The sequence below is a fragment of the Synechococcus sp. JA-2-3B'a(2-13) genome (assembly GCF_000013225.1).
Lineage (GTDB): Bacteria > Cyanobacteriota > Cyanobacteriia > Thermostichales > Thermostichaceae > Thermostichus.
Genome location: NC_007776.1, coordinates 2,355,330 through 2,376,095 on the forward strand (window position 1 = coordinate 2,355,330; position 20,766 = coordinate 2,376,095).

General features: G+C 58.5%; 19 protein-coding genes. 8 read left to right on the forward strand and 11 right to left on the reverse strand.

Annotated elements, in window-relative coordinates:
* Nucleotides 1–140: 140 nt before the first annotated feature.
* On the reverse strand, nucleotides 141–1,004 hold the full coding sequence (locus CYB_RS10725) for an arginase family protein (RefSeq protein WP_011433826.1): 864 nt from the start codon (nucleotides 1,002–1,004) through the stop codon (nucleotides 141–143).
* A gap of 234 nt (nucleotides 1,005–1,238) precedes the next feature.
* On the opposite strand from CYB_RS10725, the gene CYB_RS10730 reads away from it, so the two are divergent.
* Nucleotides 1,239–1,673 (forward strand): photosystem I reaction center subunit II PsaD, encoded by a 435-nt coding sequence (locus CYB_RS10730; protein WP_369791755.1) that lies wholly within the window; start codon nucleotides 1,239–1,241, stop codon nucleotides 1,671–1,673.
* Nucleotides 1,674–1,907: 234 nt separating this feature from the next.
* Here CYB_RS10730 and CYB_RS10735 read toward each other — a convergent pair whose 3' ends face one another.
* Nucleotides 1,908–2,516: a peroxiredoxin gene (locus tag CYB_RS10735; RefSeq protein WP_011433828.1), complete on the reverse strand. Its 609-nt coding sequence runs from the start codon at nucleotides 2,514–2,516 to the stop codon at nucleotides 1,908–1,910.
* A 164-nt stretch (nucleotides 2,517–2,680) separates the two neighbouring features.
* Between CYB_RS10735 and CYB_RS10740 the strand changes: the two genes are divergently transcribed.
* Complete coding sequence (locus CYB_RS10740; protein WP_011433829.1) at nucleotides 2,681–2,947, forward strand: hypothetical protein; 267 nt, start codon at nucleotides 2,681–2,683, stop codon at nucleotides 2,945–2,947.
* A gap of 73 nt (nucleotides 2,948–3,020) precedes the next feature.
* On the opposite strand, the gene CYB_RS10745 is transcribed toward CYB_RS10740, so the two are convergent.
* Nucleotides 3,021–3,296 carry a DUF1830 domain-containing protein gene (locus CYB_RS10745; protein ID WP_011433830.1) on the reverse strand — a complete coding sequence of 92 codons (276 nt, stop codon included), beginning with the start codon at nucleotides 3,294–3,296 and terminating at the stop codon, nucleotides 3,021–3,023.
* Between the two features lie 258 nt (nucleotides 3,297–3,554).
* On the opposite strand from CYB_RS10745, the gene glpX reads away from it, so the two are divergent.
* From glpX to typA, 4 genes are all read left to right on the forward strand, one after another.
* Nucleotides 3,555–4,598, forward strand: a complete 1,044-nt coding sequence (gene glpX, locus CYB_RS10750; protein WP_011433831.1) for a class II fructose-bisphosphatase — start codon at nucleotides 3,555–3,557, stop codon at nucleotides 4,596–4,598.
* Between the two features lie 327 nt (nucleotides 4,599–4,925).
* Nucleotides 4,926–6,221 carry a glutamyl-tRNA reductase gene (locus CYB_RS10755; protein WP_011433832.1) on the forward strand — a complete coding sequence of 432 codons (1,296 nt, stop codon included), beginning with the start codon at nucleotides 4,926–4,928 and terminating at the stop codon, nucleotides 6,219–6,221.
* A 107-nt stretch (nucleotides 6,222–6,328) separates the two neighbouring features.
* Entirely contained in the window at nucleotides 6,329–6,436 is a 108-nt protein-coding gene (gene psb30 / locus CYB_RS10760) for a photosystem II reaction center protein Ycf12/Psb30 (protein ID WP_011433833.1), read from the forward strand.
* A 174-nt stretch (nucleotides 6,437–6,610) separates the two neighbouring features.
* Nucleotides 6,611–8,428, forward strand: coding sequence for a translational GTPase TypA (gene typA, locus CYB_RS10765; protein ID WP_011433834.1), 1,818 nt, complete (start codon nucleotides 6,611–6,613; stop codon nucleotides 8,426–8,428).
* Between the two features lie 30 nt (nucleotides 8,429–8,458).
* Here typA and CYB_RS10770 read toward each other — a convergent pair whose 3' ends face one another.
* Nucleotides 8,459–10,612 carry a zinc metalloprotease HtpX gene (locus CYB_RS10770; protein ID WP_011433835.1) on the reverse strand — a complete coding sequence of 718 codons (2,154 nt, stop codon included), beginning with the start codon at nucleotides 10,610–10,612 and terminating at the stop codon, nucleotides 8,459–8,461.
* Nucleotides 10,613–10,681: 69 nt separating this feature from the next.
* Nucleotides 10,682–11,998, reverse strand: coding sequence for a competence/damage-inducible protein A (locus CYB_RS10775; protein ID WP_011433836.1), 1,317 nt, complete (start codon nucleotides 11,996–11,998; stop codon nucleotides 10,682–10,684).
* Nucleotides 11,999–12,164: 166 nt separating this feature from the next.
* Between CYB_RS10775 and CYB_RS15695 the strand changes: the two genes are divergently transcribed.
* The gene (locus CYB_RS15695) at nucleotides 12,165–12,290 is read left to right on the forward strand and encodes a helix-turn-helix domain-containing protein (RefSeq protein ID WP_369791772.1); all 126 of its coding nucleotides are present in this window, start codon (nucleotides 12,165–12,167) and stop codon (nucleotides 12,288–12,290) included.
* Nucleotides 12,291–12,858: 568 nt separating this feature from the next.
* Here CYB_RS15695 and CYB_RS10785 read toward each other — a convergent pair.
* The 6 genes from CYB_RS10785 to CYB_RS10810 all read right to left on the reverse strand — a co-directional run bounded on the left by CYB_RS10785 (nucleotide 12,859) and on the right by CYB_RS10810 (nucleotide 19,133).
* The gene (locus tag CYB_RS10785; protein ID WP_011433837.1) at nucleotides 12,859–14,133 is read right to left on the reverse strand and encodes an RNA-guided endonuclease InsQ/TnpB family protein; all 1,275 of its coding nucleotides are present in this window, start codon (nucleotides 14,131–14,133) and stop codon (nucleotides 12,859–12,861) included.
* 153 nt (nucleotides 14,134–14,286) lie between these two features.
* Entirely contained in the window at nucleotides 14,287–14,691 is a 405-nt protein-coding gene (locus CYB_RS10790; RefSeq protein WP_011433838.1) for a universal stress protein, read from the reverse strand.
* A 215-nt stretch (nucleotides 14,692–14,906) separates the two neighbouring features.
* Nucleotides 14,907–15,698, reverse strand: coding sequence for an alpha/beta fold hydrolase (locus CYB_RS10795; RefSeq protein WP_238376770.1), 792 nt, complete (start codon nucleotides 15,696–15,698; stop codon nucleotides 14,907–14,909).
* Between the two features lie 189 nt (nucleotides 15,699–15,887).
* Entirely contained in the window at nucleotides 15,888–17,468 is a 1,581-nt protein-coding gene (locus tag CYB_RS15700) for a chlorophyll a/b binding light-harvesting protein (RefSeq protein WP_011433840.1), read from the reverse strand.
* Between the two features lie 47 nt (nucleotides 17,469–17,515).
* A complete protein-coding gene (gene fldA / locus CYB_RS10805; RefSeq protein WP_011433841.1) occupies nucleotides 17,516–18,025 on the reverse strand; it encodes a flavodoxin FldA in 510 nt (169 codons plus the stop codon).
* A gap of 73 nt (nucleotides 18,026–18,098) precedes the next feature.
* Nucleotides 18,099–19,133: a chlorophyll a/b binding light-harvesting protein gene (locus CYB_RS10810; RefSeq protein ID WP_011433842.1), complete on the reverse strand. Its 1,035-nt coding sequence runs from the start codon at nucleotides 19,131–19,133 to the stop codon at nucleotides 18,099–18,101.
* 390 nt (nucleotides 19,134–19,523) lie between these two features.
* Here CYB_RS10810 and CYB_RS10815 point away from each other — a divergent pair, with 390 nt between their 5' ends.
* Complete coding sequence (locus tag CYB_RS10815; RefSeq protein ID WP_011433843.1) at nucleotides 19,524–20,756, forward strand: imelysin family protein; 1,233 nt, start codon at nucleotides 19,524–19,526, stop codon at nucleotides 20,754–20,756.
* Nucleotides 20,757–20,766: the final 10 nt, after the last annotated feature.

Here is a 20,766-nt window from a genome sequence, read left to right on the forward strand (position 1 = left end):
TGTTTGGACTCCGTCCCGCTGACGCGAACAGAGATAGGCAGGATGCGATCGCTTCTTTCCTGAACCATGTTCAGGAGAGTTCAGCGTGAATGTATCAGGTTCATTCGACCATCCCAAATGAATGTTCAGACCTGAGCAGCTTAAACCGTCTGGACAGGTTGCGGTTGAGCGGTCACCTTCAGGGAGTGAAGGGCATAGCAGGCCAGCAACCAATTGAGCAGGCGGGCCACCACGCGAGCAGTTTGCCGTGTTGCGGATCCCACCGCCACCCCTCCCAGTGAAAGGCCAACCACAGGACGAGCGGCAAAGATGGCCTCACAGGTCTGCAACAGTTGCGGCCAACTCACCCCCCCTGGCTCTGGGTGATGCACCGCGGGCGCTAAGGAAGGATCCAGCACACTGCAGTCCACCACCAAAAACACCGGTTGATCCGGCAAAGAGGCCACCACCTGCTGGGGATCCCAGCCATCTTGGGCCCAGAATATTGGGCTGTGGTGGGCTTTCAGCCATGCGTAGGCGCGCGCACTGCCGCTGCGCAACCCCACATGGATCACCGGCAGCATGTGCTGGTAGAGCAACTCCACCCAGGCAGCACTGCCATAGCTTGTATCTTGATCCGGCTGGCTCATCTCCGGCGGCGGCATCAGATTGGCATGGGCGCTGCAATGCACCACACTCAGAGTTGGGTAGTGCTTCCAAAGGGCACGAATGGCCCCCCAACTGGCAGCCAAGACTGAGGGCAACAGCACCGGCCATTGTTGTCGTCTCCAAGCTTGAGCCACCGCCGCCTCACACATGCCGTAGGGAGGCTCATCCACCAGCCCCGGCAACTGCGCCACCGCCAGCTTATCCACATCGATCCCCAACCTCGGCTCGAAGGCACACAGCTCCGAACCGGCATTGAGAATGGCCATCGGAGCCTGAGTATCGTGGCCAAAGGCGGTGGGAATGAGAATGACCCTAGCGTTGGATTGCGAGCTGGGATGGAGGGACCACTGGGCCATGGGCGCTGTTCCTTTTCCAGAAAGCTGTGGGTCTCCGGCTTGTTCTATGGTGGCCTACAGGGCGCCCAGGGATCCGTCTGAGGGCCAGCCAGTCTGCTACGAAAGATTACAGTTCCCAGGCGGAACTGGGGCCAAAAATCGAGTCAGTGGTAGATTCAAAGTGCTTCGCGCCGCAAACCGCGGTTTGGACAAGGCAAACCACCGCAAACCACAACGAGTTGAGAAAGGTAGACTATGGCTGTGATGGAAGGCGATCCTCGTCAGGGAGCAAAGCTGCCTCTATTTGGGGGATCCACCGGAGGGCTGTTGAGCGCAGCCGAAACCGAAGAAAAATACGTCATTACCTGGACGGGCAAGCCGGGGCAGGTGTTTGAAATGCCCACCGGCGGCGCTGCCGAAATGGTGGAAGGCAAAAACTTTCTCACCTTTGCCCGCAAAGAGCAGTGTTTGGCGCTGGGTGCCCAGTTGAGATCCGACTACAAGATCAACGACTACCAGATCTTCCGCATTCCGGCGGGTGGAGAGCCTGTGTTGGTGCATCCCAAAGATGGCGTTTTTCCTGAGAAGGTCAACGAAGGCCGTGAGCCCGTCGGCAAAGTGGATCGCAACATCGGCAAAAACAAAGAGCCGATTACCTACAAGTTCACCGGCGGGAAACCCTGGGACTAAGTCCAGCGGCCCTTGTCTTGTCGGATCCCCTGGTCAATTCAGGGGATCTTTATTTGTTCGCGGGCACCTGGTTCTGGAGCGGTTGCCGACGGCCCTCACCCCCAGCCCCTCTGCTGTTGCTTGTCCCTTTTGGGAAGAGTCGGGCTGCCCCTGGCGAAGAAAAGCCCCAGCCCACCCGGGGCTGGAGCCATACCCGAAAAAGCCCGGGATCCCTGAGGCAGGATCTGGGCCAACCTACTTGGCAATCGCCGCGAAGAACTCCTTGGATTTCACTGGGTCGGGGTGCATGGTTTTCTGGCCGGGCTGCCAGTTGGCCGGGCAAACTTCATCGGGGTGAGATTGCACGTATTGGATAGCTTGCAGGGTGCGCAAGGTTTCATCCACACTGCGGCCAAAGGCCAGGTTGTTAATGGTGGCGTGCTGGATGATCCCTTCTTTGTCGATGATGAACAGGCCGCGCAGCGCCACACCGGCCTCCGGATCCAGAACATTGTAGGCAGCGCTGATCTCCTTTTTCAGGTCAGAGACCAGAGGATACCTTAGCTCGCCCACCCCTCCGGCTTTGCGGTCGGTCTGGATCCAGGCCAAGTGAGAGTATTCGCTGTCCACCGAGACGCCCAGGATCTCGGTATCCAGCTTGGCAAAGTCGTCATAGCGGTCGCTAAAGGCCGTGATCTCCGTTGGGCAGACAAAGGTGAAGTCCAAGGGGTAGAAGAACAGCACCACATACTTCTTACCCCGGTAGTCGGAGAGCTTCACCGTCTTGAATTCCATGTCATAGACGGCGGTGGCCGAAAAATCGGGAGCGGGCTGCCCCACTCGCAGGCATCCTTCCTGAGACATAAATCAACGCTCCTTGCGGTAAAGTGCAAATGTAAACCAAACCTAACATACCATACTCATAATGACTCTGCCTTAACTCGATAGATAGCGACGGATCCCAACTGCCGGGATCCGGATAATGCCCATTTTTCCATGCTGATCGGCTCAGCTCTGCAAGGGATCCCATGAGAGTGGCGCTGGAGTTCCTCTATCACTTTTGTTGTGACCGCTGTCGGCGGTGGTGGAGCCAGGCCGATGTGGAGCCCCAACCTGGGGATCGCCTGTATTGCCCCTATTGCGGCCATCAAAATTGCGTGGAGCGCATCGATACCTTTCGCAATGCTGCGCGGGGCAGTTGCCTGACCCGTCCCCCCGATGCCCCTTCTCCAGAGCCGCGTCCGCCCTCTGAAAAATCCGGGGATCGGCCTCAGGAGAAGCGATCCCCAATCTAGTTATCCTGGGCAAGCCGAGTCCTCTTGCCAAGACACCTTCTACTGCCGCGTGGAAGCCAGCCGCTAGAGCCTGTCAACCATTCAACGCATCCGCCAGAGTTCCCCGTTGCGAAGATGACCACAGGTAGAGGTCAACCTCAGGCGAGGAAGAATCCACCAGATAGCGACAGAGGCGGCGCTCTTCCAGGATGGCGGTGGAGCAGCAGCAACTGTAGACTTCCAGATAGTCGTCCGGCTCCGCCTCAAAAATCGCCTGCTGGCCGGGAAAGAGGGTGCGCTCCCAGTGGCCGGGGATCGTTCGGATCACCTGAACCTGTCCGGAACGGTTGACAAAAGCGTATCTTTTCATTGCGTTTTTTTAATGGCGTTAAGAAAAACTTATTGCCCTTAAAATAGGCTACCATCCCTGATCCCCAAGCGGCAATAGTAAGCCGCCAAGACGGGGATCGCTCTTCCTGACTGGCTTTGGGAGATTTGTTCTCTCAGCTTATTGGGGTTGAGAGAATGGGATCCCGAGGAGAAGCCTGCCCTGGTAAACTGAGGGGAAGAGTCTGAAGATATCCTTAAGTTGGCCTTCACCATTCCGAGATCAGCAAGGGGGCACATCGTGGACAACAAGTTGGGGCTAGAGATCATCGAAGTCGTGGAGCAGGCTGCCATTGCCGCCGCCCGCTGGATGGGCAAAGGGGACAACAAGACCGCCGACCAGGTGGCTGTAGAGGCCATGCGGGAGAAACTCAACCAGATCCCTATGCGCGGTCGCATCGTCATCGGGGAAGGAACCCGCGATGAGGCCCCCATGCTCTACATCGGCGAAGAAGTGGGCATCTGTACCCGCCCGGATGCTGAGCAGTTCTGCCGTGTGGAAGAGCTGGTGGAGATCGATATTGCTGTGGATCCCTGCGAGGGCACCAACCTGGTGGCCAAAGGCCAAAATGGCTCCATGGCCGTGCTGGCCATCTCTGAGAAAGGTGGCCTTCTCCATGCCCCGGACATCTACATGCAGAAGCTGGCAGCTCCGCCCCAGGCTAAGGGCAAGGTGCACATCGACTATCCGCCAGAGAAAAATCTCAAGATCATCGCCGAAAGCCTGGATCGGGAGATCTCCGATCTGACGGTGGTGGTCATGGATCGCAAGCGCCACCTCGATCTGATTCGCCAAATTCGAGAGGCGGGGGCGCGGGTGAAGCTGATCACCGATGGCGACATCTCGGCGGCTCTCTCGGCAGGCTTCAATGGCACCGGCATTCATGCCCTGATGGGGATCGGGGCTGCTCCTGAGGGAGTGATCTCGGCAGCTGCTCTGCGGTGCTTGGGCGCCCACTTCCAAGGTCGGCTGATCTACGATCCCGAAGTAGTTCAGGCGGGCACTTACCTGCCGCCTGTGGAGGAAACGCGACGGGAACTCAAAGAAAAAGGCATTGAGGATCCCGACAAGGTGTGGGAGTGTGAGGAGCTGGCCAGTGGCAAGGAAGTCCTCTTTGCTGCCACCGGGATCACCGATGGTGACTTGATGCGCGGGGTACGTTTCTTTGGGGGTGGGGCCCGCACCGAGACCTTGGTGATCTCCAGCCAATCCCGCACGGTGCGCTTTGTGGATACCATCCACATGAAAGATGGCCAGCAGCCCCGCGGACTGCAGCTGCGCTAAGGGATCCCCTACCCAACATCCTCGCAGATCGGGGCGGCTTTCCCCTGGTGAAGGTCGCCCTTGCCTTTTTGGGAAAGTTACGAAATCTATCAAGCCCCAACCCGTGAAAACGTAATAACTCTTCAGCAAAATCCGGCAAAACCGGTTCGATACTGGTCTTAGGGTTTAGGTAGGCTGAGAAAAGTTACCTAAGCTTGCTGGAACCGAGTCAAGGGATCCCCTCGTATCGGTCACAGCTCTTGCTTTCTCTCTGAAACAATATTTGCTTTTGTTCAGAGTTTTTGTTTTTAATAACTTTTGCTGTTGCTGTACAGACGACGGAGAGGCATGTTTATCGCGGTTGTCGGTCTTAGCCATCGCACAGCTCCCGTAGAGATTCGGGAGCGCCTCAGCATCGCGGAGGCGGAGGTGGGAGAGACGATCCAGCAGCTTCGCACCCACCCCCACATTGAGGAGGCTGCGATCCTCAGCACCTGTAACCGGCTGGAGGTCTACATCGTCACCTCAGAAATGGAGAGTGGTGTCCGGCAGACGATGCAGTTCTTGGCTGAGCTGAAAGGGATCCCCTTGCCCCAACTGCGTCCGCACCTGTTTACCCTTCTTTACCAAGATGCCGTAACCCACCTGATGCGGGTGGCTGCCGGGCTAGATAGCTTGGTGCTGGGAGAAGGGCAGATCCTCTCGCAGGTGAAAAAAGCCCAGCAACTGGGCCAAGCCTGCAACGGCATGGATCGCATCCTCAATCGCCTCTTTAAGGCGGCCATTACCGCCGGCAAACGCGTCCGTACCGAAACGGAGATCGGCACCGGCGCCATGTCCATCAGCTCGGCAGCGGTGGAGTTGGCTCTGCAAGAGCAGGGATCCCTCTCTCAGGGCAAGGTTACCGTGGTGGGGGCGGGGAGAATGGCCCGTCTGTTGGTGCAGCACCTGTTGGCCAAGGGGGCAGTCGATATCACGGTGGTCAACCGCTCCCTGGAGCGAGCCGAAGCCCTGGCCAAGCAATTTGAGCAGCCGATCCAGGTGCTGCCTTGGGAGTCGCTGCTGAACAGTGTGGCCGAGTCCAACTTGGTCTTCACCAGCACCGGTGCCACCCAGCCGATCCTGAACTACCAGCAACTGGCAGGGGTGCTGCAGCCGGATCAGCCGCTGTTGTTGGTGGATATCTCTGTGCCCCGCAACATCGATCCCGATGTGGAAAAGCTGAAGGGGGTACAGGTGTTCAATGTGGATCACCTCTCCCGCATCGTGGAAGAAAACCGCGCCCAACGGCAAAAGCTGGCTCTGGCTGCCGAAGCCCTGGTGGAAGAGGAGGTGGATCAATTCATGGAGTGGTGGCGTTCTCTGGAGACGGTGCCCACCATTTCCAGCCTGCGCCACAAGGTGGAGTCCATCCGCGAGCAGGAGATGGAAAAAGCTCTCTCCCGCCTGGGCAAGGACTTTGCCGAGAAGCACCTGGAGGTGATCGACGCCTTGACCCGCGGCATCGTCAACAAGATCCTGCACGACCCGATGGTGCAACTGCGGGCCAAACGGGATATTGAGGCGCGGCGGGCAGCCATGCGGATCTTGCAGGAACTGTTCAACCTGGATCCGGTGGTGTTTCAAGCCCAGCAGGAGCGCTAGGGATCCCTTGGCGAAGAGCGCATGACTTGAAGAATTGTAACAGCTCTCCCATCTGGGGTGGAGGGCACCCCTTAGGATACAAAGCGTAAGCCACAGGATCTGGGATTATGTTCGGACAATACGAAGTTTTTGTGCAGTTGGCCCTGCTGGCCTTGATTGTCTTGGCAGGCCCGGCGGTCATCCTGCTGCTCTATCTGCGCGGCGCCGATATGTAGGGGATCCCTTTGGATATTGAGGCAGTCGGGATAACCCTTTGGGAGTGCTGGGGCTAAGCCCAGAGTCAAGGGCGCTCAACTGTTTAGCGATGTAACGCTTCTTTGCGCTAAAGTTGTAAAGAGATCCCTAGGGCTCTCCTGCCTATAGGGCAATGTTCCCCTGGCTGATTATCTATGTCACTCCCCATCCGCAACGTCGCCATCATTGCCCATGTTGACCATGGCAAAACCACCCTCGTGGATGCCCTGTTGCGCCAGGCGGGCATCTTTCGGGAGGGGGAAGACATCCCCACCTGTGTGATGGACTGCAACACGCTGGAGCGGGAGCGGGGCATCACCATCTTGGCCAAAAACACAGCCGTCCGCTACGGCGAAACCTTGATCAACATCGTCGACACCCCTGGCCACGCCGATTTCGGGGGCGAGGTGGAGCGGGTGCTGGGGATGGTGGAGGGCTGCTTGTTGATCGTGGATGCCAACGAAGGCACGATGCCGCAAACCCGCTTTGTGCTGCGCAAAGCCTTGGAGAAGGGCCTGCGCCCAATTGTGGTGGTCAACAAGATTGATCGGCCTCGCGCCGAGCCCTACAAAGCCGTCGACAAGGTGCTGGATTTGTTCTTGGAGCTGGGGGCAGACGAAGACCAGTGCGACTTCCCCTATCTATTTGCCTCTGGGTTGCGCGGCTTTGCCCTGGAAGAAGCCCATCTCAAAGACTTTCTGGAAGGGAAGTACAGCGGATCCCTGGATATGAAGCCTCTTTTCGAGGCCATTCTCAAGCATGTCCCACCTCCCATTGGGGATCCCGGCAAGCCCCTGCAGCTGCAGGTCACCACGCTGGAGTATTCGGAATACCTGGGCCGGATTGTGATCGGCAAGATCCACAACGGCACCATCCGTCTGGGGGATCCATTGGCAGTGGTGAAAGAGGATGGATCCATTGCCAAGGGCAAAGTAACCAAGCTGTTCGGCTTTCAGGGCCTGCAGCGCATCGAGCTGACGGAAGCCACCGCCGGCCACATTGTTGCTGTGGCGGGGTTTGCCGAGGCCAACATTGGCCACACCCTCACCTCTCCCGAGAATCCCCAGGCTTTGCCGCTCATCAAAGTGGACGAGCCCACATTGCAGGTGATGATCTGCGTCAACGACTCCCCCTTCGCCGGGCAAGAGGGTACTTTTGTAACTTCGCGGCAACTGCGGGAGCGCCTGATGCGGGAGTTGGAAACCAACGTGGCGCTGCGGGTGGAAGAAACCGACTCGCCGGATCGCTTTTTGGTGTCGGGGCGAGGCGAGCTGCACCTGGGCATCCTGCTAGAAACCATGCGGCGGGAAGGCTATGAGTTTCAGGTGGGGCAACCGAAGGTAATTTTCCGCGAGGTCAACGGCCAGCCCTATGAGCCCTATGAGTGTTTGGTGCTGGATGTGCCGGAAGCGACGGTGGGGGCCTGCATCGAGCGGCTGGGGCAACGGCGGGGAGAAATGCAGAACATGATGGTGGGATCCGATGGTCGGGCTCAGCTGGAGTTTGTCATTCCGGCGCGAGGGCTGATCGGCTTTCGAGGGGAGTTTATCCGCATCACCCGCGGCGAGGGGATCATGAGCCACAGCTTTCTGGAATACCGTCCCCTGACTTCTGAGATGGAAATGCGCCGCAACGGGGTGCTGATTGCTTTTGAAGAAGGGGTGGCCACCACCTACGCCCTGAAAAACGCCGAGGATCGGGGTGTGTTTTTCATTACCCCAGGTACCCGTGTTTACAAAGGGATGATCGTGGGCGAGCACAACCGTCCCCAGGACTTGGAGTTGAACGTCTGCAAAACCAAGCAACTGACCAACCACCGAGCTGCGGGCGGGGAGGAGCTGGTGCACTTGCAAGCGCCGGTGGAGATGACCCTGGAGCGGGCTTTGGAATACATCGGCGAGGATGAGCTGGTGGAGATCACGCCCCAGTCGGTGCGCCTGCGCAAGGCACAGTTAACGCCCTCTCGCCGCTAGTTTTCTCAGCCAACTGGAAGAGAGCCTGGCTCACCACCGCCGCAGGTAAGAGGCCAAGTTGGGGAAATAGAACGCCCCCCAAATCCCCAGCAGGATGACTCCCAAGCCGAACACAACCAGCCAAAGGCGCGGTCGGCTGTGCAGCTTATTGGATCCCACCTGGACGTAGGCCAGATCCACCCAAGCAGTATTGCCGCGGCGGAACCAGCCCACCACTTTGACGCGCCGGCCCACCAGGGCGCGGATCCGCTTCAGGCCGGAAAAGACATTGCCCACCGGCCCCAAAGGGGAAGTAAAGCGCACCGGGATCAGCCCTGTGGCCTCTTGCAGCTTCAGCTCTGCCCCCAGTTGATAGCCGGAGGGGCCCAGTCCCACCAACTCCCCCTCCAGCTCCACCCATTGTCCGCGGCGGGGATCCGCGTCGGGATCCGCCAGCAAGCTGAGCACATCCGTCGGCCTTGCCGGCAGGGATCCCCCGTACATCAATCCCGCTTTGGCCCACAAGCCCACCCCGTAGCCCACCACCGCTGCTGCCGCGATCACCTTGGGATCGAGACGGTTTTGCAGCAGCAGGTAGAGGATCAGCCCCACCAGCCAGCCAATGAGGATCCCGACCACTTCGGCTGCGTAGATGGCCAGATCCAGCCAAAACCGGCTTTGCAGGCGGGCCACATCCAATTTGGACCCGGATCCCAGGCTCAGCTCCGGCAGGAGGCGCAGCCGCTCTCCATATCCCGCCAAGACCTTGAAGCGGTGCCCCGGCAGCGGATGGCTGGAATTGACCTGCATCCAGCGGGCCCAAGGGTTGATTTGATCCCAAAGAAAGACTTGGCCAGCTTGGGAGGGATCCTGGAGGCGGGCGGCAGCACTGGCAGCGGCGATGGTTTTGAAGTCCAAAAAGCTGAACAGGCGGGTGCAGTGCAACAGCGAGGAAGGTCGGCGGTCGTTTTTGTGGGCCTCTTGCAGGCCAGCAGCCGATTTGAGCAGAGCAGCAATCAGCCCGTTCGGGTTGCCAGTCGCCTCTACAGCAAAATGGTCGGCATGGTAGGTGCCCAGGCGGGAGAGGAAAAACAGCGGGTAGGAGAGCACCGTGTAGATGAGGTAGAGCAGCGGGGCCACATGCCCGATGAGATCCCGCCGTTTGCTTCCCAGTTGGCTCACCTGCTCTAGGGCCAGGTAAACCAGTTGAATCGGGGATCCCAGCAGGGTCATGACCAGGATATCTCCATTAACAATTCGCCCCAGGGCCTGGGCGTAGACGGCGGCAATCTCATCCTCAGAAAGCTGCTGCAACAGGGCTTGGGTGACCACAATGCGGCAGCCATCAGAAAAAGTGCCGTAAACAAAGGCCAGCGGCCCAGCATCCGGGATCACCCCCAGTCGGGGCTGTTTTAGCTGGTTTTGGGCACAGATGCGCTGCAGCAGGCGCGCCGTTTCGGGGCTGTAGCGTTCGATTTCGCCAAGCCTGGCCCAACGCAACTTGTGCAGCCGTTGGTGGAGCTGATCCATCAGCCAGGGGGCAAAAAAGAGAAGGCCTACTCCAAAGTTGACCGCCAGGCTGCCGGCCACCAACCACCGCAGGCCATTGCGCAGCCAGGGCAGCAACCCCTGCAAAAACCAAAGCTGCCGCGGAAAACTCAGCCGGCCAAAATCCAGATGGCTGCCTACCAACACAAAGCTCAGCCACCAAAGGAAGACAATGCCCACCCCCAGGGATCCCCACTTGGCCCAATGCAGGGGGCCGGCCCGCTCCGGCAGGGGGATCTTCATACCCAGTTGGGCGGCCCGTTGACGGGTGGACAGGGATCCCGCTCCAGGAGACGGCTCCTCTGGGGGAGCAGAACGCGGTTCGACAGGTTTGGCGGACGGAGCAGCCAGGGACTCTGTTGCAGTGGGCAGGCGAAGCAAGATCTTCTTGGCCCAGCCTTGCGCCTGGGGGTTGGGGTGTTGCAGCAGCTCTAGGCAGAGGGACCGTGCCTTCTCCGTCTGGCCCAACTGGTGGTAGGCCCGCACCAGGTTCATTTGGGCTTCCAGGGCTTCGCCGTCAGATGAGTCTGCCGGGATCCCTAATGCTTTGTCCTGCTGACGGGATTGGGCCAGGTAGCCTTCAAAAAGTTGGATGGCCTCTTGAAGGCGGCCCTGCCGCAGGGCTTCCTTGCCCGCCTGGACGGCATCGGGGATCATCGGCTTGCTCCTTGCCTGGTAGGGTCTGCTTCTGGAGATCGGTTGGATCCATCTGCTCCCCCAGCTTACTCAGGGATCCAACCCTGAGAGACCGGATCCCCCCTGAAGGGGGTGGTGGAGCAAGCGCCGCCGCAAGCGATCCAGAGCCGTTTGGGCGCTCCACCAACGCACCCCCTCTCTGCCGCGCAGGCTGCCAAACCGGTACTCGTGTACTTCCACCTTCCCTTGCGGATCCGCCAAACCCAGATACACAAGACCGACTGGCTTGGTGGCGGTGCCTCCCTCTGGCCCGGCAATGCCGGTGATGCTCAAGGCCCAGTTGGAGCCCAGGACTTGCTTGGCCCCCAGCGCCATTTGGGCGGCCACCGCCTCGCTCACGGCCCCGTGCTGTCGCAGGGTTTCCGGATTCACCTGTAAAAGCTGCTCCTTGATGCGGTTGTCGTAGGCCACGATCCCCCCCACAAAATAGCGGGAGCTGCCCGGGATCCCGGTCACCAACTGCCCCAGCAGCCCGCCGGTGCAGGATTCTGCCACCGCCAGAGTTTGACCCCGTTGCAGCAACAGCTCCCCCACCACACCGGCCAAGGTGGCGTCATCGCTGCCGAAGTAGTCTTCTCCAGAAATCTGTAAAATCTGCTCCACCACCGGGGCGATCAAGGCTTGGGCCTCTTCACGACTGGGAGCACGTCCGGTAACCCGCAGGCGTACCTCCCCCTGGCTGGCGTAGGGAGCCACCGTAGGGTTTTCCCCCGCCAACAGGGATCCCAGCCGTTCGGCCAGCGTCGATTCGGGAATGCCCCAATAGCGCAGTACCCGGCTGTAGAACACCTCTTTTCCCCAGCCGATGGAGCGCAGATAAGGCACGGCGGTCTCCCGCCACATGTGTTGCATCTCCCGCGGCACCCCAGGGAAGGTGAGAATGTGCAGGTCGGGCCGGGGCTGCCAGATGAGGCCACAGGCGCTGCCCAGCGGGTTGGGCAACACCCTCGCTCCCCGGGGCAGAAAAGCCTGCTTGCGATTGCTCGGCGAGGGCACAAGGCCCCGCTGCCCGTACTTTTGCAGGATCTCTTCCCACACTTGGGGGTGCTCCACCATCTCCGCCCCAAAAAAGGAAGCCAGCGCCTCATGGGTGAGATCGTCCGGCGTCGGCCCCAAACCCCCGGTGATCAGAATCAAGCTGGAACGACCACAGGCCACCTCCAGCGCGTGGTGAATGCGGGCCTCGTTATCCCCCACCACCGTTTGGTAATAGTGGGGGATCCCCAGTTGCGCCAACTCGGCTGCCAAGTACTGGGCATTGGTATTGGTGATCTCTCCCAAAAGCAATTCTGTGCCGATGCAGAGGATCTCAGCCCCTTGGGGAATAGCAGTTTGCGGTGGGATCATGCTTGGTCTCGAGCTCAGCTCAGCCGCAAGAGAAGTATACAAGCAGGGAGGTCTCGGCCTCCCTGCGCGCCCCCAGATTTTGGGCTTGCAGTTGGCCATTCCAAATGGCGGTGAGACAACCGGCAAGTTTCCATCTCCGGCGCCGGCAAAAAGATTGGGGGACGAGATGTATCCGACAGCACAACAGCGACAGACGCTGCAGCAGTGGTTGGGAACAGCTCGGTTTGTTTATAACCGCACCCTAGATTTTCTGAAGTCTTTAGAAGGCGAGCGTCCACCTGGATGCAAGTAGCTACTCACCACATCTTGCCTTCTCTACCAGATCGGGCGAAGGCAGTCCCGTACCAAACCAGAAAGTGGCAGTCATTGTTTGCGTTGGCCCATTCAAGACTTGCGGGATGAGCGCCAAGGCGGCCAGGTTCTGGGTGGACAACTTTGACATTTATTCTTTGACATTTTCTTTGACATTTTCTTTGACATTATTTGACATTGTTTATTGTCTTGGTTTATTGTCTTGCTGCTCAAGTTTCAGACCTCCAAGATAGCGGTCAGAAAGCAGCGCCAGCTACATGCCAAGACGGTGCGCTTGCTACTGGTGGGCGCGTAGTGCGTTCCAGGAACGGCCAGAGGCTGTGGCTGAGCAGTACGGGAAACAAGCATTGACATCCTCCCCGGCCTTTAGGCCGGAGATTCCTACCACGCTACGCATGGATGGCTCCTTGCGCAGTCGTCTCGGCGGGTTCCTGCTTCCGACCGCCCGTGCAGTTCGATCCACAGGCCATCCGGGCTGACACGGGTGGTTCACCCACCCGCATCCCGACCGCAGCGTCGGCCGTGTCCTGCCCTTCGTCTCGCAACAGCTATATCCCGCGAGCAAGGATGTTGATGGCACCGACCAGAAAGGCCTCCGGCCCGCTGCCGCGAAAGGCCTCCGGCCCGCTGCCGCGAAAGGCCTCCGGCCCGCTGCCGCGAAAGGCCTCCGGCCCGCTGCCGCGAAAGGCCTCCGGCCCGCTGCCGCGAAAGGCCTCCGGCCCGCTGCCGCGATCGGCGTTATTCTCATAGCCGCACGCCACGCACTCGAACCAGGCTTGGGTCTGGCGGTTGTCTGATAAAACATGGCCGCAACATGGACAGGTGCGGCTCGGGTTCTGCGGCGGCACGACAATGAGCCTGCCGCCTTTCCAGGCCAGCTTGTACTCCAGCTGGCGACGGAACTCGTACCACCCCTGGTCGAGAATGGCTTTGTTTAACGCTGACTTGGCGCGGACGTTCTTCCCAGGAGCATCTGCCGTCCCTGCCGCCAACTTGGACATATTCCGCACCCGCAAGTCCTCGATACACACGATTGCCTGGCTTTTGCTAATCGCGGTCGAGACCTTGTGCAGGAAGTCGCGGCGGGCGTTGGCCATCTGAGAATGAATACGCTGGAGGCGGGCTTTTGCCTTCTTCCAGTTGTTGCTGAACTTGACTTTGCGGGAGAGCGCTTGCTGTGCCTTGCGCAAGCGCGCCTCGTGCCGCTTGAAGCTGTTGAGGGGCGCGTAGAACGTGCCGTCCGAGAGGGTAGCCAAGCGGGCAATACCGACGTCGATGCCGACTACGCCGCCCTTCGGCTTGGGTTGCTCCACCTCGCGCTCGGTCTGGATCGACACGAACCACCTGCCAGCGTGCTTGGATACGGTGACGCTCTTGACCTTGCCCACCACGTCGCGGCTGTTGCGATAACGCAGCCAGCCAAGTTTGGGCAGGCAGATGCGGCTGTTGGCCTGGTCCAGCTGGATTTGCTTGGGCGCGGGATAACGGAAGCTGTCGGACCGGCCTTTTTTCTTGAAGCGAGGGAAGCCGGCGCGCTGGGCGAAGAAGTGGCTGTAGGCTCGCTCCAAATCCTGGAGCGCCTGTTGCAGCGGATGCACCGGCGCATCCGCCAGCCACGCCGTATCTGCGCTGTGGCGCCACGCGGTGAGCAGCTGGCACAGGCCCGCATAGCCTAGCTTTTTCTGGCCTTGCTCGTGACGCTCCTTCTGCAACGCCAGTGCTTTGTTGTAGACGAACCGGCAGGAGCCAGCAAAGCGGCGCATCTGCCGTTCCTGCTGGCCGTTGGGCAGCAATTCGTACTTGAAGGCTTGAAGTCGTTGCACCGCTCAATCGTATTCTTGGCCTATGCGTGATGACAACGATATTCACATGGCCGGCACTGCGTTTTTAAAGGGCGTCGGCTACGGTCGGCGCTATCCTTCCCCGCCCTGAAGGACGGGGCTTGCCGCGCCTTTTGGTCAATGGGATCCCTCTCCTCAGGGCACGACCAACACCGGGCAGGGGGAGAGATCGATCACGCGGTGGCTCACGGAGTTGTTCTGCCCCTCTCCAGATAGGGTGAGGCCGCGGCAGCCCATCACAATCAGGCTGATCTCCAGCTCGTCTGCCACATCACAGATGACAAAAGGTACCTTCCCCTCTCGATACTCACTCTTGACGTTGCTAAGGCCGATTTGATGCAGGCCAGACTCCGTTTGCTTAAGCAGGTTGTGGATGTTCTGCCGGGCTTGCTCGGCTCGCTCCGGGTCAAGCTCCGTATCATCCAGCACAGAAAGCAAATACACTTGGCTCTTGTAGCGCTGTGCTATGTCCGCCACCAAGGGCAAGGCGTGGCTGGTTTCACGCGAGTTATCGATGGGAAAGAGCAGTTTGTCGAACATAGCCGAGGATTCCGCGGTCAAGCCCATTCCCTATCCAAGTTGGGGGCTTGCCCTATTCTATCAATTTTACCGGGAGCTCAATGGCCTCATTCCACCCCTGCCCGTTTTCCTGTTGTCAGGGGCTCCACCTGGGCTGCTTCGCCCTAGCTGCAAACGGAGCTCCTCTGCTGTTTGGATGAGTAGCCATTCTATCATCCCGCGAAAGTCCAGCCGCCCTAAGCCATGCTGGGCTGAAGTTTACGCAATTCCTGCCAAAAATCCATTATTTTCAGATTGACCAAACTTGGAAAAGAATGATGAAAAAAGTGTCGCCCCCCAGGGCAAAACCACATTTGATCCCCTGGCTTTAGGTGGTTTCTCCACTTCTCGAGCGAAGCAGGATCCACAATGGGGTCATCCTTGCTGGCGCAAACCAACATCGGCACCGACACTTTCTGGGCTGGAATCGCTATCACCTGAAATAGGGAGTGAGGTATGGGAGAAGTATCCAAATCTTTAGCCAGAGCATAGGAGAGTGAGCGTGCTCGCCACTGTTCTGAAGTAGGTAGAAGGCTCTGGGCTATACGCACCAAGAGTTGTTCCCGACTCCAGCAAAAGATTTTTCGCTGCACATAGAAATGGGCATGCCAAGTGGTAGCAGGCCAACCTCCCACGGCCAGCAAGGTCAGAGACTGTACCCGCTGTGGGTAACGGCAGGCAAAAAGATAAGCGGCCACCCCGCTCAAGCCGTGGCCGATAAGATGAACGGGTCGATCCCAAGCTTTGAGATATTCGTATAGCAGCGTGATTACAGTCTCCAGGCTACAAGGCTCATCCTGGGTTTGGTGGTACTCCCAGTAGGCTATCCGAAAGCATTTCCCCAGGGATCCTAATAAAGGCTGATCAAAGAGCTTGAGACTGGGAGAAATGCCCAGATACAGGGCCTCAAAAGCGAGCGCAGAAGCGGAGCTTAAACTCATATTCGCTATTCCATCTCGACTGTTAAAACCATCAAGGCTGCTAGCCAAACAAAAGATCTACAAAGTCCAGTAGCCAGAAACCAACCGGCAAAGTGCGGTTGAACCATGCAATTGTGAACAGTGCAATTGCCATTGGAAAATGCGGCCCAAAGGATCCGAGCCGATCTGGATAGAGGAGAGGGGACAATACCCCTCTCCTTTCTGCAGATCCCCGAACCAGGGAGCCTCAAACCTCATTCACAGCCCAGGCAAAATCTGGGCCAACACGTCCGCACTGTTCAGGAGCATGTAGGCAAACAGGGCACCGCCAACGCCGCCCACCAGAAACCCTCCCGCCAACTGGCTCCAGCCGGCACGGGTGCGCAAGTTTTCGGGCAAGTCCTCCGATCCTGCCGGTACTCGCACCGGCTGAGGGGATCCCTGCGATTCGGCCATCAGTTGCACGCCCGGCGTCGGATAGGCCACCTCGCCGTAGGGGGTATTGACCACTGCCACCAGCCGCGAGCGAGGAAAGGACACCCGTCCGTAAATGGAGAGACAAACCGTCAGGATCAGCACCAGGCCGATGGTCGCCAGCGTCCCTGCCGTCAGGGCCTGCTCCGAATTCCGCAGCGGACTCAACTTGTAAAACGGCCCCACCAGGAAGTACCCATGAGCCATGCCGATCTCCAAGCCGCGCAAAAAAGGAGAGAGGCCCTCCCGGTAGATGGGCAGGTTTTGCAGCAGCAGCAGGGTGAGATCGCCCCGGTTTACCGGCGTGTCCAAGTTGCCCACCTGCGGATCTGTGGCTCGCACCCAGCCCCCGTGCTGGAAGTCAAAGCCGCTGGCCGCCGCCCGCGCCCGGATGGCATGCCAGATGTGCCCCGCCAAAAACAGGATCCCCAAGACAAAGTGGGCTGTAGCCAACCAGGTACGGCTGCTCACCACACCCATCTCGTCGGCAGCCAGCCCCAGCGGCCCGTAGAAAGCCACCGGATAGGCGATCTCGTTGACGCTGACAAAATAGGCCGCCAAGATGCCCATGTAGGCCAGGGCCCCCAGGCTGTAGGAGAGGTAGGCTTCGCCCGAGTAGATCAGCACCTGCTTGGCCCAGGCAAAGGGCCGTGTGGCTATGTGCCACCATCCCCCCAGCACACAGAGCAGGCCGACATAGATGTGCCCTCCCACCAGATCTTCCAGATTGTTCACGGCGGCCATGCCCTGCTGACCCATGAGCGGCGTCAGGTAGGCAAAGATCCGCAGCGGATTGAGGGTGGGATCCGCAACGATCCGCACGCGGCCCAGGTTGGCATCGTACAGCCCTCCCCAAAAGAGAGCCTTGGCCACCAGCAGCCATGCACCCAGCCCCAGCAGCAGCAGGTGGATGCCGAGGATGGTGGTCATCTTGTCGTCATCTTCCCAGTCGTAGCCGAAAAACTCGGCAAAGGTTTTCCCCTTGCTCAGCACCTCTGGTCCCAAAAGGGCATGGAAGATCCCTCCTGCCCCCAGCACTGCCGAGGCAATTAGGTGCAGAACGCCCACGACAAAAAAGGGATAGGGATCCGTAACCACCCCTTCTGCGTTGACGCCGATGCCCAAGCTGGCCAGATGGGGCAACAAAATCAGCCCCTGGCTGTACATAGGTTGATTTGGATCCCAGTGGGCCACCTCGAACAAGGTCATGCCGCCGGCCCACAGCATGATCAGCCCCGCATGGGCCACGTGGGCCCCCAGCAGCTTTCCGGATAGGTTGAGCAAACGAGCATTCCCTGCCAACCAACTGACCTGAGGGGATCCCTCAGCAGAAGTAGGCGATGAAGATAGAACTGCGCCGGTCATGACAAACTCCCACAGTATCAATGACAAGTTAAGAAGCCGGGTTTGAATTACAGATTGAAGAGCGTTTTTAGTTTAGCCGTCCACTCTTTAATTCGTTTTTCCGTCAGCTCTGGTTGGTTATCTTCGTCCAGAGCAAGGCCGACAAACTCACCGTCAACCACTCCCTTAGACTCGTTGAACTCGTAGCCTTCTGTAGGCCAGGAGCCGACATTTTTGCCGGCACGCTCGGCAATTTTTTTGGCCAGGATCCCCATGGCATCTTGAAAGTTGTCGGGATAGCCCAACTGATCCCCAACTCCAAAGTAGGCTACCGTCTTACCGGAAAAATCGATCTCATCCAAATTTGGGAAAAAACCATCCCAATCAGCCTGAAGCTCCCCAATATTCCAAGTTGGACAGCCGATGATTAAGTAGTCGTACTTCTCAAAGTCCTCAATGCTGGCCTCGGCAATGTCAATTAAATCTACATTGTCTTCGCCCAGCTCTTTTTGAATCATCTCGGCAGCTCTTTCGGTATTTCCGGTTTGAGTGCCGAAAAATAGACCTATTTTTGCCATTGCTCCTACCTCGAAACTGCAAGTGCGAAGCTCAAAATCAGATGGCTAGATAGTCAATGCCTTCAGCGTGCCGTTAGGCCTGCTGTGCAGCGAGCTCTACTCTGCCGGTACGGAAATTGAATCCTCGGGCTTTCAGGGCATGGAAAAGGTGGCCCTGAAGGAAGAAAAAGGCCAGCCAAAAGTGGGCATTGGCCAGCCAAACCCTAGACGTGAGAGCCTCTCCTTGCTCAAAAAAGGGATAGCGATCCAAGCCCACCTGCAGCAGCGGCCCATAGAAAACTTCGGGATAGACCACTGGGTTAACGGCAACGAAATAGGCGGCAATAAATCCCATCAAGGCCAAAGCTCCCAAGCTGTAGGAAAGATAAGCTTCCCCAGACCAGATAAAAATCCGTTCTGCCCAGGCAAAAGGCTTGGTCGCGATATGCCAAACCCCACCTGACACCAGGAGCAAGCCCAGCCAGAGGTGGCCGCCCACCACGTCTTCTAAAGTGTCCACCCCGGCGATCCAGTGGCGCCCTTCTATGCCCAACAGGTGGCCAAAGGGGTTCCAGTTGGGAGACACCAGGCGCACCTCTCCTGCCACCGGGTCGAACAAGCCGCCAAACACCACTGCCTTGAGCACCAAAAGCCAGGCTCCCAATCCCAGCAGCACCAGGTGGATCCCTAGGATGGTGGTCATCTTGTTTTTGTCTTGCCAGTCGTAGCTAAACAGGGGAAAGGCTTTGGGATCCAGCACCGCCGGCCCGCGCAGGGCATGAAAAATGCCGCCAAACCCCAAAAAGGCAGAGCTGATGAGGTGGATCGCTCCCACCGCAAAGTAGATATCCGTATCCAGGACTTCCCCGCCGGATCCCACCCCCAGCCCCAAGCTGGCCAGGTGGGGCAAGAGAATCAGCCCCTGCTCATACATCGGTCGGCTGGGGTCAAACTTGGCCAACTCGATCAGGGTCATCGCCCCTGCCCAGAGAACGATCAGCCCGGCATGGGCCACATGCGCCCCCAGCAGCCGGCCAGAAAGATCGGTCAAACGGGCGTTGCCCGCCCACCACGGGATCTGTTGTTGCGAGCTAGATCCCCCTTCTTGCTTGAGTGTCGTCGCTGTCATCTCCGCTCCTCTTGCGTTTCTAAACAAGCTTTTCTAGGAAAAGGCCAGAGACCTTGCCCCAGGCCCGCCTCTGGCCGCACGGACACATCCTTTCGAGACACGTAACCAACTGTTGAGAGTAAATCTCAACAGCGAGCTGTGACCTACTCTAGGCTTCTTGCAAACAAATATCAATGTCTTTAGAGTTAAGTTTTGTTAAGAGTCGGACTTGTATCCGCCCATAGCCCCACCTGGGGAAGCTGCAGATGGAAGCTGGCCCGCAGAGGGACGAGCCGGGCGATCCGGTGGCAGCCGGTGATAAAAATCTCTCCCTTCTTAAGATTGAGTCGCAATAGCTGGATTACAATCAAGCCAAAGTTGGCCAAGTCGAGGGCAAAGGAGTCGGAGGAGATGTCGAGGTATCTGAAGCTGTGGACGGGGATAGGGCTTTATGTTCTGGTCAGCGGGGCCGCTTGCGGGGAAACCCAAAAGGATCCCTCGGCTGCGGGCGGCGGGGATCCACCGGCCCTGAGCCAGGCTTCGCCTCAGCAGGCAGCTCAAATGAACCCGGAGTGTCGGCCTATCCCGGTGGATGGCGGCGGCGAGGGTGGGGAAGAAGGGGCAGGCTCTCGCCGGCCAGCCGTTGTGCTCTCTCCTGAGCAGCGGTTTCAGGATCGGCAGATTTTGCTCGACTTTGCCGATCAGGTGGTGATCCCTGCCTATGAGCAGTTGGTCGCCGATACCCAGGCCCTGTCTCAGGCCATCCAGGCCTTCGTGCAAGATCCCAATGCCCAGACTTTGCAAGCGGCTCGCCAGGCTTGGTCTGTTGCCCGCATCACTTGGGAGGAGAGCGAGGCTTTTGCCTTTGGGCCGGCGGCTTATTTGGGGCTGGATGCGGATTTGGACGAATGGCCCCTGAACGAGGTGGAGGTGCTGGAAGTTCTCAACAGCGGCGATCCCCTCACTCCAGAGACCGTGGCCGAGTTGGAAAGCGGGCAAAAGGGATTTCATGCCGTGGCCTTCTTGCTCTTTGGCGTGGATAACAACAAGTCTTTGCAAGACTTTACCGAGCGGGATCGGGAGTACTTGGCTGCCCTTGGCCCAGTTTTGGCGGATACGGCGGCAAAGCTGCTCAAAAGCTGGACAGAGGGAGTGCAAGGGCTGCCTGCTTTTCGCGAAGAATGGGTAAAAGCCGGCGAGGGCAGCAAGAGTTATCTCACGCTGCAAGCTGCTGCTGAAGAAATAGCCCAAGGTATTCTCGGCATGTTGGACGAGCTGGGCAAGGTCAAAATTGGCGAAGCCTTCGCCCAGCAAAATCCTTTTCTGCTGGAAAGTCGCTTTGCCCACCATTCGCTGCCGGAGTTCCAGGCCAATGTGCGCAGCGTTCAGTATGCTTACTTGGGCGGATTTAGAGATAGAAAAGGTCGTGGCCTGAGCCAATTTGTCCGGGACATCAATCCCAATTTGGATAGTCAAATTCAGTCGGAGTTACAAGCAGCGGCGGCGGCTCTCCAGGGGATCCCTGCCCCTATCGAAAAAAGCCTTTGCGATGCCAATGCCCGTGGATCTATTACTGCCGCTATGGAAAAAATTGAAGACGCTTTCGACAGCTTTGCTCAGGAAGTTGTGCCGCTCCTGCAGTAGTAAGAAAGTC